The organism is Thermostichus sp. MS-CIW-38 (assembly GCF_054058415.1).
In genome coordinates this window covers 47,529-63,811 of the sequence record NZ_JBSSAH010000005.1, presented here as the reverse complement: position 1 = coordinate 63,811, position 16,283 = coordinate 47,529, and the positions used below count along the sequence as shown (strand labels likewise).

The following is a 16,283-nucleotide window of genomic DNA, read 5'->3' as shown; positions in this document are numbered from 1 at the left end:
AGCCAAGGCAGACGTGCGGCGATTTCCAAGCGATTTCCAATTGCAGGGATCACCGGAGCTACGCCCAACCGGCTTCAGGGAGAAGGTCGACCTCCTCGGTGGTTTTAATGGCCTCTTCCGGTCGAGGTGTGGCTTCTTGGCAGCGCTCCATGGCTTGAAGAAGCAGGGCTTCCCCTTCCTGCACCGTCTCAATGCGACAGAGGAGAGCACGGAATTGAGAGGCTCCGGCAAAGTCTTTGATGTACCAAGTCATGTGCTTGCGGGCCTGACGGATGCCACGTTCTCCCTTGTACTCCCAGAGACCGCGCAGATGCTCTAAGGCCATTTGAATCCGCTCCAGGGGAGTGGGGGCCGGTCTTTCTTGACCGGTTTTCAGGAAGTGATCGATTTCCCCCACCAGAAAGGGATAGCCCATGGTGCCGCGGGAGCACATCACCCCATCGGCGCCGGTTTCCTCCAAACACTTCACCGCTGCGGCTGTCGAGAAAATATCCCCATTGGCGATGACGGGAATGCGCAGGTGCTGTTTGACGCGGCGGATCCAGTCCCAGCGGGCTTTGCCGTTGAAGCCTTGGGCGCGTGTTCGGGCATGCAGGGTGAGCAGTTGCGCCCCTGCCTCCTGCAGACGGTGGGCAAAATCCAAAATGTTGATCTCCTGATCTGACCAGCCCAGGCGCGTTTTCACGGTTACGGGCACCTCCACTGCGTTGGCCACCGCCTCCACAATTCGCGCTGCCGTGTCGGGATCGCGGAGCAGAGAAGAGCCGCCGCCGTTTTTGGTAATCTTGTTCACCGGGCAGCCCATGTTGATGTCCACCAAGGTCGCCCCTTCGTCCACAGCCATGCGGGCTGCTTCCGCCAGAAAGTCGGGCCGACAATCAAACAGTTGGATGCCAATAGGCTGCTCCCCCTCGCCAACCTCCATGATGCGGGGCAACTGGCGGGCATAGCGCAAGCCGGTCGCGCTGACCATTTCCGTGTAAACCAAGCTGTGGGGGGCAAAACGGCGCACCAGCCCTCGAAAGACTTGGTCGGTTACCCCTGACAGCGGCGCCTGAAAAACGCGGCTCAAAACTTTTACCCCGCCGATATTGAGGGGCTGGGACAAGCGGGCTTGGAGTTCCGGCGAAAGCTGCAGGCCCATTGGGATCCGGAGAAAGCTATCCCTCTTTGTTGACAAAGTAAAGAAGACCCATGATGCGCGCTCGTTTGATCGCGGCGGTGAGCTCTCGCTGTTGTTTGGCAGTCAGGCCGGTGATGCGGCGGGGCAAGATCTTGCCACGCTCGGTAACAAATTTCTTGAGCAGCTCCACATCGGTGTACCTAATGGGCTCTCCCGGCTTAATGGGAGACAGGCGGCGGCGAGCGTAAACCATAGGTCAGGAGAACGGCGAAACGGCTTGAACTACTTAATCTCTTTGTGGACGGTGTGGCGGTTGCAGTGGGGGCAGAATTTCTTCAGCTCTAAGCGGGCTGTTGTGTTGCGGCGGTTTTTGGTGGTGGTGTAGCGGTTCACGCCTGGAGAGCGCTTGTTGACGTTGGTGCGGCACTCCGTGCACTCCAGAGTAATGATGATGCGGGCACCCTTTGCTTTGGCCATGACGGATCCCAAGACGAAGGTAAACGGCAATGAGGAAACTGCAATCCCAGATCCTGAGGCTGGAGGTGGGGGTTTACCTCGATAAGCGCGATCACCAATTATCCAACTTTTCCTTGACGGAATCAACCCAAGTTTTCACTTGCTTGCCCGTTTGTTGCCGTAGGCTACGGGCGTTGCGATCCACATCTTTGCTCAGGCGCTGCAACTGCTTGGACAGATCCCGCACGGTGTCATTGCGCTGGGCTTGGCGCAGCAGGTCGCGAGCAGCCGATTTGACGTCGTCAGCAGCGTCCCCCTCTAGGATGTCCTGCAAAAACCGCAAGACTTTTTCATCCAGGTGATAGCCCCGCTCCGCTTCCACCACTAGGGTGCGTCCGGCGCGGTCGTGAATGGTTTGGCGTTTTTCCTTGTCGAAGACGGCAAACAGCCCATCCGCAGCCAGAGGCACCAGCAGGGCCTCCGTGAGCACAAAGAGGGAGAGCACTCCCTCTCGAGCCAGAGAACGAACCAGGTGCGGCGAGGCTTCGGTTTCGGGATCCAGGGTTTTGATGTTCAGCAGCCATTTGCCGAGGCTTTGGCCCTCAGGACGGGATTGGAAATAGCCGCGGTTCACCAGCCAGGTGGCGAAGAAGGCGAGATAGCCGGTCATGTCCACGGCGCCTGCATTGGCCCCTACCAGAGCAGCCAAGCCTTGGGCTAGGTAGGAGATCCCCAGCCCCAGCCCAAAGTCGAGGGCAAAAGCCCCAATTCGTTTACTCCAGGGAGCCAATTTTGGCAGGGTTTCCCCCTCAGCAGCCGTTTGCGGGGCTGGCCGCTCGGCTTGAACCGGGGGCAGAGAAGTGGCAGGGGGCAAAGCGCTGAAGGTTCGCCACTCGTTGGCAGTTTGATCCAGTTGTTCGGTTTTGGGCCGCTCTGGAAATTGGGGACGTTCGGGGTAGGGTCTGGGATCCGTCATTGCCGGTTGAGACAGTCAGTTCTACCATTCTAGCGAGGCAAGCCCACACCCACCGGCAGAGGGGAGGGGCTGCGACGGGGGATCTCGTAGGTCAGCCGATCGCGGGCCAGCAGGGTATTGGGAAAAATGGCCTGAGCTTCTGCCAGCAGGTCTTCCAAGGTAATGGGGGCTTCTGGGGTGTAGCGGGGGCTGAAGTGGGTGAGGATCAAAGCTTGGGCCTTGGCTTCGGCGGCCACTTGGGCGGCCATGGCGGCGGTGGAATGCTTAGAGCGGCGGGCCAGCTCCAAGTCAGCCTGAGCGTAGGTAGCCTCGTGGATGACCAGATCCGCAGCCCGGGAGAGATCGACGGCGTTGCGGCAGAAAATCGTGTCGGTGCAGTAGGAGAATTTGCGGCCCGGAATGGGATCCCCGACATAATCCCGTCCGTGAAAGCAGCGGCCCTGCCAGATGATGGATTGGCCGGCCTTGAGCTGCCCATACAGAGGGCCAAAGGGGATCCCATCGGCTTGGGCTTTGGCTGCATTGAAGCTGCCTGGCCGATCCTGTTCCACCACGCGGTAGCCGAAGGCGGGCACCCGGTGATCCAAGGGCGCGCAGAAGACGGAGTATTCCGGCTCTTGCAGGATGAGACCGGTTTCGACGGTGTGAACGCGGAAGCCGTAGGGGATGCGCGTCTCGCTGTAGCGCAACACGGCCTTCAGGTACTCTTCCAGGCCCGGCGGGCCGTAGATATCGATGTGCTCAGGGGTGCTGCCCAAGCCACAGGAGGCCAACAGCCCCGGCAGGCCGTAGATGTGATCCCCGTGCATGTGGGTGATGAAAATGCGGCGCAACTGGCTGGGGCGCAGCTCGTCTAGGCGCAGCAACTGGTGCTGGGTGCCCTCGCCACAATCGAACAGCCACCATTCCGACCGCTGGGGAAACTGCACCGCCACCCCAGAGACATTGCGCTGGCGGGTGGGCATGCCGGAGCTGGTGCCCAAAAAGGTGATCCGAATGGCATTGGGATCTGTCACAGGGGCAAGACCTCAGGGATTGGGATCCCTAGCTTACCAATTGCTGATACATTTACGCTGAACACTGCTGAACATCACTGTTCAACTATGCAGCGATAGCATTCTGTTTGTTTCCAACCAGAATGGCGGTATCCCGCAAAGCTTTGAGTAGAATACCCAAAGCGCAGTTTCCGTGTCGTCTTACTACCAATTTTCTGCTTTGCTTTGGCTACCATGTTGGCAGACTCGAAAGTAAACAGAAAGATCAACTGGTAGTAATCCGTACTGAACATATTATACATTATTTTCAGTATAGTTGAGCTTATTATTGACTAGAGTCATGCTCTCGCTGGCCGAGAAAAAACCCTTGATAGGATGGGGAGTAGAACGTACCCTTGAGCCTTCTCGTCATGATCACCCTGACCGATAGCGCCATCCAAGAGTTGAAGCGCCTGCGCAGCAAGTACGAAAAAGAGGGATCCCAGCCCATCCTGCGTCTGGGGGTCAAGCCGAGCGGCTGCTCTGGCCTCTCTTACGTAATGAACTTCGAGTCTCAGGCCAACCCTGACGATCACACCTTCGACTTTGGGGATATCCAGGTGGCGGTGGATCCCTTGAGCATGACCTTGATCAGCGGCACCACCGTCGATTTTTCCGAGGATCTGCTGGGGGGCGGTTTCCGCTTCAGGAACCCCAACGCAGTCGCCAGTTGTGGGTGTGGCACCTCCTTTGCCACTGCTGAGACTGCTGCTGTCGTTGGTCACTAAAGTCTCAATCGCTGCCTCCCACCCGCCTTTGGGCGTCAACGGTTGGAGGGCTCTAGGCTGGGCAGCCAAAGGACAAACCAAGTCCATCCCTTCTGGCTGGTGACCCGGACTTGGCCCTGCAGATACTCCACCCACTGCTTCACCAAGGCCAGTCCAAGGCCGCTGCCCGGCTGCGCCCAGGGATCCTCAGAGGGCACCCGGTAAAAGCGTTCGAAAAGGTGGGGCAGGTGTTCAGGCTCGATTTGGGCGGTGTTGCCAATCCTTAGCTCAACCCCACCGGGAAAGGCTTGCACCTCCAAGCGGAGGGTTCCGCCCGGCTGGGTAAACTTGCAGGCATTTTCCAGCAGTTCCTTCAGGATCAGGGTTAGCTGCTGCGGGTAGCTGTAGAGCACTGCCGGGAATGAGGTCAGCTCCGCCATCTCCAGCTTTAGTTGCCGAGCCTGAGCCCGTTCTCGCACCCCATTGAGTAGGCTTGTGCAAAAGCTGTGGAGATCGATGGCGGCAGCCGCAGAGCTCAACTCTTTGGCTTCCAGGCCCTGCAGATCCAGCAACTTGTTGATCAGCTCAATTTCAGCCTGACACTCTTCCAAAGCGATGCGGTGGTATTGGCACTGCTTCTCGTTGAGAGGAGTGCGGCCCAACAGTTCCAGGGCCAACTTGATCTTGGTGAGGGGAGTGCGCAGCTCGTGGGAAACGCTGGCCAGAAAGCTATCCTTAAGGCGGCTGAGCTGCTGCAGATCCTGCACCTGGCAGGCCAGCTGGGCGGTACGTTCCTGCACTTTGGCTTCTAGGGCTTGGTTGAGTTCCCGCAGGTGGCGTTGGGCTTGGCTGGCCTGGATCAGGTGGCGGATGCGCCGCTTCAAAACCGACCAGCGAATGGGTTTGGAAATGTAATCGCTGGCCCCGGCAGCAAAGGCTTCATCCACGCAGGACTCATCTTCCAGCGCCGTGACGATGAGAATGGGCAGATCCGAGTTTTGAGCATGGAGGCGGCGACAGCACTCAAACCCATCCACATCCGGCATGACCGCATCCAGCAAGACCATATCCACTGGGTGTTGAGCGGCTAGCTGCAGACAGACTTCGCCGCTGCTGGCTTCCAGGACTTGGTAGCCTTCTCGCTCAAGGGCGTAGCGAACCAAGAGTCGCTGGCTGGGCTCATCGTCCGCGATCAACAACAACGGCTTCTTTTCAGGAGAGGGGGATCCCGCCTGGGCCTCAGGAACCGCCGGCGAGCTGGCCGGAGGATGGGGATTAGGCCTCAGCATAGGCATTGAGAGGAGAGGGAGAAAGGCTCTGCACTCAGGAGGAGAGACTGAGGGTAACTTGCCGATATGCCACCTCCAGCTGCTGCACGGCTTGCTCTATAGTATCCCATTTTACAGAACTGGCTGGCTCGGCATGAACCAGCTTTTCCAACTGCTGACACAGCTCGGCCAGACGTTTGGCGCCCAGGGTGCTGCTGCTGCCCTTGAGGCGGTGGGCCAACCGAGCAATGGCTTGGGGATCCCGCTGCTCTAGGGCCTGCCGCAGGGATCCCAATAGAGCTTCGCTGTCCTGCCGGTAGGTTTGGATCATCTCCTGCCAGGCTTCTGGAGAGCTGAAGACTGCCCGCACCTGGGCGAGGATAACGGGGTCGAGGGGCGGATCCTCTTCTTGGCTGGCCGGGATGGGAAGGGGAAGGGATCCCTGAAGAACCCGGACTAGGGCGGCTGGCTCCAAGGGTTTGGTTAGATAGCCATCTACCCCAGCAGCTTGGGCAGCAGCACGGCCTTCCGAAAACACATTGGCCGTGAGGACAACAATGCGAGGCTGGCGCTCAGGAGGCAGTTCAGCGCGGATGCGACGGGTGGCCGCAAGACCATCCAGCTCCGGCATTTGCATGTCCATCAACACCAGATCGTAGGGTCGCAGGCGCAGAGCTTGGACGGCTTCCAGACCGTTGCCGACTATGTCGGGCCGGTAGCCCAATCGCTCCAGCATGAGGCGAATCACCTTCTGGTTAACCGGGTTATCCTCTGCCACCAGGATCTGAAGCGGGTAGCGGCTGGCCAGGGTCGCGTCCCAAATGGAGGGAGGAGCGGCGGGAGAGGAAGATAAGGAGGAAGGAGCTTTTTCTCCCACAAGCCCCAGCAGCAGCTTCCGCAGTTGGGAGGCTTTGACCGGCTTGGCCAAAGTGGGGAGAGGGTCTGCTGTGGAGATGAAGTTGCGCCCCGTCAGCACTAGCGGTAACAGGCGGGGTTGCGCTGTCTGCAGGTCAGCCGCCAGGGTCAAGCCATCCCGGTCTGGCAGGGTGGCATCCAGAAGGGCCAGGTCAAAAGGACGAGTTCTAACTGCAGCCTGGGCTTCTGCCGCCAAGGCACAACAGGTTACCTCCATGCCCCAAGCGCTCAGCAGTCGGGATAGCAACTGCCGTTGACTGGCGTTGTCTTCCACCAGCAAGATCTGCTTACCGGCCAAGCTGGGATCCGGTGCGGCGGTTGGCAACAGCTCCTGGTCTGGCCTCTTTAGGGGGATGCGAAAGCGAAAAGTGGATCCCTGGCCCGGCTGACTTTCCACCCCGATTGCTCCCCCCATGAGCTGGCAGAGACGCTGGCTGATGGCCAAGCCCAGGCCGGTGCCCCCAAACTGGCGGCTGATGGAGCTATCCACCTGGCTGAAGGGCTTGAAGAGGCGATCCAATTTTTCGGGGGGAATGCCAATGCCTGTATCCCGCACCTGAACGTTGACCCATTGCTTTTCAGGATCCCTCTCCCCGGCCTCGACGGTCACCACCACCTCTCCCTGGGGGGTGAACTTGATGGCGTTGCTGAGCAGATTGGCCAGGATTTGGCGCAGCCGGTTGGGATCCCCTATCAAGGTTGGCGGCAGGCTGGGATCCACCCAGGCCATCAGCTCCAGCTCCTTGCTCTGGGCTTGGGCTGCCATCAGATCCAGCAGCTCCTCCACCAACTGCAGCAAGGAAAAGGGTATTTCCTCCAGTTCCAGCTTCTGGGACTCGATCTTGGAGAAATCGAGGATGTCGTTGATTAGGTTCAGCAGCACCTCGCCTCCATAGCGGATGGTCTGTACCCAATCCTGCTGCTGCGGATCCAAGGAGGTGTCCAGGAGTAGACTGGTCATCCCCAAAATGGCGTTGATGGGGGTGCGGATCTCGTGGCTGATGGTGGCCAGGAACTCGCTCTTGGCCCGGCTGGCGGCTTCGGCAGCTTCCTTGGCTGCTTTCATCTGCTCTTCTGCCAGCTTGGCTAGGGTGATATCCCGTCCGGCGGCGTAGAACAGGGATCCGGCCAAAGAGGCTCGCCACTCGATGAAACGATAGCTGCCGTCCTGGGTGCGGTAGCGGTTGACAAAGTGATCCAGCCGTTTCTCTTCGATAAGCTGCTGCATGGCCGCCTGCGTGGCGGGGAGGTCGTCCGGGTGAACCCACTCCAAAAAGGGTCGGCTCTGCAGCTCCTGCAGAGAATAGCCCAGCGTAGTCTCCCAGGCTCGGTTAAGACGGCGAAAGTACCCTTGGGCATCGGCAATGCAGAGCAAATCCAGAGCTACCGAGAAAAACTGCTCCAGCTCCGCTTCTGCCGACTTGCGGGCAGTGATGTCCACCGCGGTAAACACCCAACACGGGATCCCGCGCAAGACAAGGGGCTGCACAAACACGTCTTCCCAGACAACTCGGCCATCCTGCCGCTGCCATTGCCACTCAAAGCGGGCGGATCCCTGCTGGCGGGCCTGCTCCAAGTAGAACTGCAGCGAGAACTCCCCGCCCCGAAGAGCCTGGCGATAGGGAGACTGCTCGGAAGCGTCGAAGGCTCGCAGCTCCTCCAAACTGGAGAAGCCATAGGCCGAAATGGCTTGGGAGTTGGCCTCCAGGATCTCGCCGGTCTCGGCATGGCGGATGAGGATGGCCACAGCGGCATTCTCAAACAGCGCCCGGAACTTCTGCTCGCTTTCCTGGACGGCCTGCTGGGATCGCACCCTGTCGGTTACATCGCGGACGATCACCACCACCTCTTGGGGGTTGAGGGGCACAATGCGCACCTCTTCGTGGCGGGTCTCCCCTTCAATCTCGATGCTTTGGTCGTAGCGCTGCCGCGTCTGGGTGCTCAGGGCCTGCCGAATAAAGAAAAGCCGCCGCTCGGCCAACTCCGGTGGCAAAAGCTCCTGCAGGGATCGGCCCACGTAGGTGTCGGGTGAGCCATAGAGAAGAACCTCGCCCCCCGAGATAAAGCTCAAGCAAATGCCCTGGCTATCAAGGCGGAAGATCAAGTCAGGAATGGCTTCTAGAATGGCTCGCTGCAGCTGTTCAGCGGCTTTCAAGGCCAGCTCCGCCTGCTTGGCTTCTGTAATATCCCGCACGATCACCAGGACTTCCTGGCTGTTGAGAGGGACAATGCGGGCCTCTTCGTAGCGTACCTCCCCTTGAACTTCAATGCTGTACTCGTAGCGCTGTTGGGTTTGGGTGGCCAGGGCTTGCTGAACATAGAAAAGCCGCTGCTCGGCCAGCGCTGGCGGCAGAATCTCCTGGAGGGATCGACCTAAGTGGCGCTCTGCTGGGCAGTAAAGATGGACATCGCCTCCGGGAATAGAGCTCAGGCAGATGCCCTGGCTATTCAGGCGAAGGATGAGGTCGGGGATGGCTTGGAGAATGGCCCGCTGGGTGGCTTCCATTTCTCTAAGGGCCAACTCCGCCTGTTTCCGCTCGGTGATATCTCGCACCAGGATGTAAACTTTGTCTCTCCCGTGAGCGACAACGCAGGCTCTCCGATAGCAGCGGATCCCCGGCTCAATCTCAACTTCGTACTCTAGGTACTGCGGCGTCTGGCTGACCAAGGCCCCCTCCGCCAGAGATGGATACTGCTCTTTCAGCGAGCCAGTAAACACGTCTTGGGCGCGGCAACCCACGTAAAACTCAGGCGGATGTCGGGTGGGAACGTAAGGGGAAGGCTTGCAATGAAGAATGACTCCCTCGGCGCTGAGCTCAAAAATCAAGTCGGGAATGGCCTCGTAGAGGGCGCGGTAGCGAGACTCGCTTTCCTGTAGAGCCCGCTCCATCTTGACCCGCTCGCTGATGTCGCGGCTGGTGATGAGGATCCCATCGCCCACCGGCACCACTTGGTGATGGATCCAACTGGCCTTCAAGCCCGGCTGCCCCGAAATGGGGAACTCCTCTTCCAGAGGAATGCCGGTTTCCACCACTCGCTTGTATTTCTCAAAAAAGCCCCCCCAGCGGTTGATGGGCAGCAGCTCGCACAGCCGCTGGCCGATGATCTGCCGGCGCTGGAGGGAAATGAGCTCTTCCCCCTTGGCGTTGACATCCACAAAGACAAAGTCGCGGATCTCGCGGGTAACGGGATCCCGCACCGCCTCCAGCAGGTAAATAGCATCCAAGCTGGCTTCCAAGGCTGCCCGAAAACGAGCCTCTGGGCTGGGGGTGCCTCTAGGAGGTTGGAAGGGAAATCTTCGAGAAAGGGATCCCAGGATCCCTCTGAAGACAGAAAGCGGCTGACTTTCCCCCAGGCTGACGCCAAGCAGCAGGAGAGCCAAGAAGAGGGATCCCAGCAGCCAAAAGGCAAGGCCAGAGGGATCCACCAGGCCCACCGTTTTCCCTACCGCCCATAGCTCTCTGTGCATAGAACCCAGAGATTCCTGCCCCCTTTCCACAGTATCCCAGCAAGTCTTTCCAGCTTATCTTGGAGATCAAAAGGGGAAGCTCAGCTAACTTGCGGAAATGGCCTCTATGCAATGGGCAGGATTCCTCAAGAGTGGCTTTTTGGGGAAATGAGTCTTGGCTCAAAGCTTTGTTTCTGGGTGCAGTAGGGAGAGAGACTCTTTATTGTGAAGATGCTTTATTGTGAAAAATAATTGTGAAGATTCAGCGGGATCCCTTGCGCCAGCGGCAATAGAGTTTTTCCAACTCCACCCAGACCATAACCACGGTGCTAGAGCCCAAGCAGATCAAAAGTTCAGTGCGGGTTAGCTCCTCTGTGCCAAAGAAGCTGCGCAAGAAAGGCACATAGAGCAGAGCCAATTGCAAGAGCAGAGTGGTCAGGACCGCGCCCAGCAGGTAGGGGTTGGAAAAAGGGTTGGTCTCGATGGTGAGCTTCTCGTTGGAGCGCACGGCCAGCGCATGGCCCATCTGGGCGATACACAGGGTGGTGAGGACCATCGTGCGCCAGTGGGGGATGTAGGCTTCCACAATGACCATCATGAGGATTGTGGAGATGGCAAAAACCACGCCGATGCGCACCATGTAGGCTCCCAGCCCCTGGGCGAAGATGCTCTCTTTGGGGTTGAAGGGGGGGCGCTGCATCACCCCTGGCTCCGCCGGTTCCAAAGCCAAGGCCAGAGCGGGCAGGCCATCGGTCACCAAGTTCATCCACAAGATCTGTAGGGGCGTCAGCGGCACATCCCCCAAGCCCAGGATGGGGGCAGCAGCCACCGTCAGCACTTCGCCGATGTTGCTGCCCAAAATGTACTTCACAAAGCGGCGGATGTTGCTGTAAACCACTCGCCCTTCTTCAATGGCTGCCACGATGGTGGCGAAGTTGTCGTCCAGCAGCACCATGTCGCTGGCCTCTTTGCTCACATCGGTGCCCGTGATGCCCATGGCGATGCCAATATCCGCTTGGCGCAGGGCAGGGGCGTCGTTGACCCCATCCCCGGTCATGGCCACAAACTCGTTTTGCTTTTGCAGGGCTTGCACAATGCGCAGCTTGTGTTCGGGGGCGACGCGGGCATAGACCCTGACGGTTTGTACCGTTTGCAGCAGCTCCTCGAAACTCAAGCGGGAGAGGGTACGCCCGTCAATCGCCTGATCCTCCGACTCGAGAATGCCCAGCTGGCGGGCAATGGCAACAGCTGTCAGTTGGTGGTCGCCGGTAATCATCAACGTGCGGATCCCAGCTTCTCGGCAGCGGGCCACGGCCTCTCGTGCCTCTGGTCGCGGAGCATCGTGCATCCCCATCAGGCCCAGCCAAACCAGGTTGTGCTCCACCTCTTCCCCGTTGTCCGGGATCCGCTCTAGCCTCTGGGTGGCTACCCCCAGAACCCGGATACCTTGGGCGGCCAGGCGGTTATTGGTGCCGAGGATGGCTTGGCGATCGGTTTCCGACAGTTCCTGCCAAGTGCCCCCTTTCTGGATGCGATCACACCGCTCCAGCACCAGCTCTGGGGATCCCTTGGTGTAGACGCAGTAGCCGCCGTTTTCTTGGATCACCACGCTCATGCGCTTGCGTTCTGAGCTGAAGGGGAGCTCCTGCACCCGTGGGTAGCGCTCCTGTAAAGAGCCTTTGTGGAGGTTGGCCTTGGCGGCTGCCACCAGCAGGGCGGCCTCGGTGGGATCCCCCAGGATGGACCAGGTGGGCGTTGAAGGGGGAGAAGAAACTGCAGACCGAGGGTTACGCCCGGCAACAGGTTGGAGACTGGCCTGCAACAGGGCATCGTTGCAGAACACCACGGCCCGCAAGATGGCCTGCAGATCCGGGGCGCTCCCGGGATCTACGGGCTGGCCGCCGCAGTAGAAGGATCCCTTGGGAATGTAACCGGTGCCGCTGACGTGGTAATGGCGGTCGGGGGTAACGATGTCGGTTACCACCATTTTGTTTTCCGTGAGGGTGCCGGTTTTGTCGGAGCAGATGGTGGTGACGGATCCCAGGGTCTCTACTGCCGGCAGGCGGCGGATGAGGGCGTGGCGGCGCACCATGCGTTGGGTGCCAATGGCCAGGGTGACAGTGATAACCGCGGGCAGCCCCTCTGGTACCACGGCCACGGCCATGCTCAAGGAAGTTTCCAGAAGCGAGGTAAAGGGGGCCATACTCCCGGCTTGCAGCAACCCTATCCCCACCACCAAGGCCACCAAAGCCAGGGATCCCGACACCAGCACATTGCCCAGTTGGCTCATGCGCCGCTGCAGGGGAGTGGGCTCGTTTTCCACCGTTTGCAGCAGCTTCGCCACCTTGCCCAGCTCCGTGTTCATGCCGGTGGCAGTAACCAAGAGGATCCCTCGCCCCTGAATCACTTCGGTGCCCATGAAGGCCATGTTGCGCCGTTCCCCCAGCTCGATGTCCGGCGGGAGTACGCAATCTGCCTGTTTGGTTACAGGGGTGGCTTCTCCGGTCAAAGCTGCTTCCCGCACCTGCAGGTTCACGGCCTCGGCCAAGCGCCCATCGGCTGGGATCTGTACCCCGGCTTCCAGCAGCACGCGATCCCCCGGCACCAGTTGGCTGGCTGGAACTTCTTGCCACAGGCCATCCCGCTCCACCCGCACAGTAGGGGAGGCCAGTTTTTTCAGGGCCGCCAGCGCTTTTTCCGCCCGACTTTCTTGCAAATAGCCCAGGCCACCGTTAAGGCCAACGATCAACAAAATGGCCAGGGCATCTTTGGGAAACTCGCCTTCTTGCAAGTCCAAAGTGGCTGAGATCGCCGCTACGGCGATCAGCATCAGCAGCATGATGTTGCGGAATTGATCCAGCAGGACTTGCCAGGAGCTACGGCCAGAAGTGGTGATCAGCTCATTGGGGCCATATTGCCGCTGCCTCTGGATCACCTGCTGAGTGGTGAGGCCACGATCGGGATCGGTCTGCAACTTCTGGATGGCAGCGGCGAGGGTGAGGCTATGCCAGGCAGGAACAGAAGCAAGGGGGGATCCATCCGGTGGGATCATCGCGACCACTCGAGGGTTCTTGCCGCATTTTGACATACTCCCCGCCCTCGAGGGGGAGGATTCTTGTCATCTCCCCAGTTGTTCGGGCCATAGCTCTTCTGGCGCCAGCGGCTGGGATCATCTTCAGCTAGAAATCGCAGGAGCCCCGCACTGTACCCGTAGGGTCAGTGTCGGGAAGAATGCGGAAGTTATGATAGAACCATGACCCAAGTCCTGACTGTAGCTTGCAAACTCAAGGTGTCCCAGTCGCAAGCCGCCAAATTGGACGCGACAATGGATGCCTTTGTGCAGGCGTTGAACTGGGTCAACCAAAACACACCAGAAAAAGTAGTCAACGCAGTCAAACTCCAATCCCTTTGCTATTACCAGATTCGCGCTCGGTTTGGCTTGTCCAGTAATCTGGCCCAGCAGGTCTGCAGACGGGTGGCAGGCGCTCGCAAAGTGGCGAGACAGCGCAACCGTCCAGTTAAAGAGTTCAAGCGTAGGTTCGTTACCTACGATGCACGTATCTTCTCGTTTCGCGAGAAAGACTGGACAGTGTCGCTTGCCACGGTTGATGGAAGAGAACGCTTTGAGCTAGCCATTGGCAACTACCAGAGGGGAATGCTGGCTGGCTCTAACCCCAAATCGGCCACCCTAGTCCGGCGGAAGGACGGCTCCTACTCCATCCAGATTTGTGTCGAGGCAGAGCCCCCCAAGCAACAGAACACCGACAAGGTGATTGGTGTTGACCTGGGACGGCGAGACATTACACATACCTCCGAAGGAGACAACTGGAATGGACAGCAGCTGAACAAAGTCCGAGATCACTACTGTCGGTTAAGAGCGTCTCTTCAGCGCAAGGCCAGTAAGGGCACCCGCAGTTGCAGGCGGCGATGCCGTCAACTGCTGCAACGGCTGTCTGGCAAAGAGAGACGCTTTCAAGCTTGGGTGAACCACAGTATCGCTAAGCGCATCGTTAAAGCAGCTCAATCTCTTTCTGCCTGCATTGGGATTGAGGACTTAAGCGGCATTCGAGAACGCACCAATCAACACCCCCGCAGTCGTGAGGAGCGGCGGCGTAGCAATAGCTGGGCGTTCTACCAGCTGCGGCGGTTTATCGAATACAAGGCTGTGAGGGCGGGTGTCAAAGTGGTAGCTGTCCCTGCGGCCTATACCTCGCAGATCTGCCACAAGTGCCTGCATATTCATCCCGACTCCGCTCAATCCTATCGCAAGGGTAAGCAGTTCAAATGCGGGCACTGCGGTTGGGAAGGGGATGCGGATTTTAACGGTGCGAAGGTGATTGCGCTTTTGGGGGCTGCCGTAAACCAGCCTGGAGGTTCGTGGTTGGCTTGCCAACTGCAGGGCTACCAAAAGCCCGCCCTGTACTGCGAAGCAGTCAGGGTCGGGTAGTTTACAGCGCCAAGCCCACGACGAGGATCGAACTCGTGACCTCCCCCTTACCAAGGGGGTGCTCTACCACTGAGCCACGTGGGCAAAGCCGATGGTGGGCCGAGTTGGATTCGAACCAACGTAGGCGTAAGCCAGCGGATTTACAGTCCGCCCCCTTTAACCCCTCGGGCATCGACCCGTTGACACCGGTCTTTCATCATAGCAGAAGGTGTTGCGTAAGTCAGACACACTCCCACTGTGCCAATTGTCAGCCATCTCAAAACCGAAGAGTCAGAGTCGAAGCGGAACGAGGCAGCCCCAGAGCTGGGTATAAAGGGATCGGGTTAGGGCTGGGCACTTTTCAAGACAAACTGAATAAGGAACTTGATATCGTTTAAGACAGTTTTCTGACTCCTGACCATGATTTCGACCCTCGGCACTCCCACCCATCCAGAGCAGACCCTTTCCCCCAACCAGTCTTTGCGCCCCTTGACCAGCCGTATCAACAGCCGGGGGCACTTGGAAATTGGGGGGTGCGACGTGGTGGAGCTGGTGCGCCAGTTTGGATCCCCTCTCTACATCCTGGACGAATGGACGCTGCGCCGCGCCTGCCAGCTTTACCGCGACACCTGGGCCCGCTGCTACGCCGGGGGATCCCGGGTTTTGTACGCCACGAAAGCCTGGAACTGCCTGGCCATCTGTGCATTGGCGCTGCAAGAAGGGCTGGGGTTGGATGTGGCTTCCGGCGGGGAGCTGTACACAGCCCTGCAGGCGGGGGCCAAAGGTGAAGATCTCTATCTGCACGGCAACGCCAAGTCTCTCGACGAGCTGAACTTGGCCCTGGAGACGGGCTGTACTTTGGTGGTCGATAGCCTGTACGAACTGCAGCAGGTGTCGGCCCTGACCACGCCCGCACGGCCAGCGCGGCTGCTCCTGCGGGTTAACCCTGGTATTGACGTCCACACCCACGAGTACATCCGCACCGGACAAACCGACAGCAAATTCGGCATTGGCCAATGGCAACTGCCGGAGGTGTTTGACTTTTTGGCAGCCCATCCCCAACTGCAGTGCGTTGGGCTCCATGCCCACATTGGGTCACAGATTTTTGATCTACAGGGCCACCGCGACCTGGCGGGGGTGCTGGCCCAGATCTGGCGGCAAGGGCTGGGCAGAGGGTTGCCCCTACAAGAGCTGAATGTGGGTGGGGGCCTGGGGATCCGCTATGTCGAATCCGATGATCCCCCCTCCATCCCGGAGTGGGTGGAAACTGTGGCAACGGCGGTGCAACAAGCCTTTGCCCAGTCCGGGATCCCTTTGCCCAAGGTGCTCTGCGAGCCTGGACGATCTGTGATTGGGCCGGCTGCCGTGACCGCCTACACCCTGGGAGGGCAAAAGCGGATCCCTCCCAGCGATGACCTGCCCCAGGGACGCACCTACATCACCATCGACGGTGGTATGTCCGACAACCCGCGCCCGATCACCTATCAAGCCCGCTATACCGCCCTTCTGGCCAACCGACCAGAGGCAGAGGCCACGCAGCGGGTAACGGTGGCCGGCAAGCACTGCGAGTCGGGGGATGTGCTGTTGAAGGATGTGCTTCTGCCCGCCCCAATGGCAGGAGAAGTGTTGGTGGTTTTGGCGACGGGGGCCTACAACTACAGCATGGCTTCCAATTACAATCGCTTCCCTCGGCCAGCCGCGGTGCTGGTCAACGAGGGAGAGGCCCAGTTGATTGTGCGGCGAGAAACTTATGCCGACTTAATCCGTCAGGATGTTCTGCCGGAGCGGTTGCTGCGTTGAAGGGGAAGTTTGCCCATACCCATCTGGTCAGTAGAGGCACAGCCTTTCCTGGCAGCGCCGACCGCAGCCAACGCACCTCATGCGAGAAAGACTGGAAGACAGCCAGGAGGTGAGTGGTAGGCTGGTCTGG

Annotated in this window: 11 protein-coding genes, 2 tRNA genes and 1 pseudogene; 3 read left to right on the top strand and 11 right to left on the bottom strand. The window is 59.3% G+C overall.

The annotated features are described in order from the left end of the window. Positions 1-58: 58 nt before the first annotated feature. From dusB to ACVWXZ_RS03140, 6 genes and pseudogenes are all read right to left on the bottom strand, one after another. Positions 59-1,144: a tRNA dihydrouridine synthase DusB gene (gene dusB / locus ACVWXZ_RS03165; protein WP_414417759.1), complete on the bottom strand. Its 1,086-nt coding sequence runs from the start codon at positions 1,142-1,144 to the stop codon at positions 59-61. A 16-nt stretch (positions 1,145-1,160) separates the two neighbouring features. After that, positions 1,161-1,376 carry a 30S ribosomal protein S18 gene (gene rpsR / locus ACVWXZ_RS03160; RefSeq protein WP_011433239.1) on the bottom strand — a complete coding sequence of 72 codons (216 nt, stop codon included), beginning with the start codon at positions 1,374-1,376 and terminating at the stop codon, positions 1,161-1,163. A gap of 29 nt (positions 1,377-1,405) precedes the next feature. Then, positions 1,406-1,600: a 50S ribosomal protein L33 gene (rpmG, locus tag ACVWXZ_RS03155; protein ID WP_011433240.1), complete on the bottom strand. Its 195-nt coding sequence runs from the start codon at positions 1,598-1,600 to the stop codon at positions 1,406-1,408. 91 nt (positions 1,601-1,691) lie between these two features. Next, positions 1,692-2,555: an RDD family protein gene (locus ACVWXZ_RS03150; RefSeq protein WP_457441735.1), complete on the bottom strand. Its 864-nt coding sequence runs from the start codon at positions 2,553-2,555 to the stop codon at positions 1,692-1,694. 29 nt (positions 2,556-2,584) lie between these two features. Beyond that, positions 2,585-3,571 carry a ribonuclease Z gene (gene rnz, locus ACVWXZ_RS03145; protein ID WP_457385202.1) on the bottom strand — a complete coding sequence of 329 codons (987 nt, stop codon included), beginning with the start codon at positions 3,569-3,571 and terminating at the stop codon, positions 2,585-2,587. An 85-nt stretch (positions 3,572-3,656) separates the two neighbouring features. Next, positions 3,657-3,840 (bottom strand): annotated as a pseudogene (locus ACVWXZ_RS03140) (hypothetical protein); the annotation flags it as partial. A 120-nt stretch (positions 3,841-3,960) separates the two neighbouring features. Here ACVWXZ_RS03140 and ACVWXZ_RS03135 point away from each other — a divergent pair. Continuing rightward, a complete protein-coding gene (locus ACVWXZ_RS03135) occupies positions 3,961-4,317 on the top strand; it encodes a HesB/IscA family protein (protein ID WP_457439701.1) in 357 nt (118 codons plus the stop codon). A 35-nt stretch (positions 4,318-4,352) separates the two neighbouring features. Here ACVWXZ_RS03135 and ACVWXZ_RS03130 read toward each other — a convergent pair whose 3' ends face one another. The 3 genes from ACVWXZ_RS03130 to ACVWXZ_RS03120 all read right to left on the bottom strand — a co-directional run bounded on the left by ACVWXZ_RS03130 (position 4,353) and on the right by ACVWXZ_RS03120 (position 12,979). After that, entirely contained in the window at positions 4,353-5,585 is a 1,233-nt protein-coding gene (locus tag ACVWXZ_RS03130; RefSeq protein WP_457482140.1) for a hybrid sensor histidine kinase/response regulator, read from the bottom strand. 34 nt (positions 5,586-5,619) lie between these two features. Beyond that, complete coding sequence (locus ACVWXZ_RS03125; protein ID WP_457482139.1) at positions 5,620-9,948, bottom strand: PAS domain S-box protein; 4,329 nt, start codon at positions 9,946-9,948, stop codon at positions 5,620-5,622. Positions 9,949-10,189: 241 nt separating this feature from the next. Next, a complete protein-coding gene (locus ACVWXZ_RS03120) occupies positions 10,190-12,979 on the bottom strand; it encodes a cation-translocating P-type ATPase (protein ID WP_457402545.1) in 2,790 nt (929 codons plus the stop codon). 201 nt (positions 12,980-13,180) lie between these two features. Here ACVWXZ_RS03120 and ACVWXZ_RS03115 point away from each other — a divergent pair, with 201 nt between their 5' ends. Further along, positions 13,181-14,374 carry an RNA-guided endonuclease InsQ/TnpB family protein gene (locus tag ACVWXZ_RS03115; protein WP_457482138.1) on the top strand — a complete coding sequence of 398 codons (1,194 nt, stop codon included), beginning with the start codon at positions 13,181-13,183 and terminating at the stop codon, positions 14,372-14,374. A gap of 12 nt (positions 14,375-14,386) precedes the next feature. Here the strand turns inward: ACVWXZ_RS03115 and ACVWXZ_RS03110 are convergent. Both ACVWXZ_RS03110 and ACVWXZ_RS03105 read right to left on the bottom strand, forming a co-directional pair. Next, positions 14,387-14,458, bottom strand: a tRNA-Thr gene (locus ACVWXZ_RS03110). Between the two features lie 8 nt (positions 14,459-14,466). Beyond that, positions 14,467-14,552 (bottom strand) — tRNA-Tyr (locus tag ACVWXZ_RS03105). 221 nt (positions 14,553-14,773) lie between these two features. Here ACVWXZ_RS03105 and lysA point away from each other — a divergent pair. Then, on the top strand, positions 14,774-16,153 hold the full coding sequence (gene lysA, locus ACVWXZ_RS03100) for a diaminopimelate decarboxylase (protein WP_414412578.1): 1,380 nt from the start codon (positions 14,774-14,776) through the stop codon (positions 16,151-16,153). Positions 16,154-16,283 lie beyond the last annotated feature (130 nt).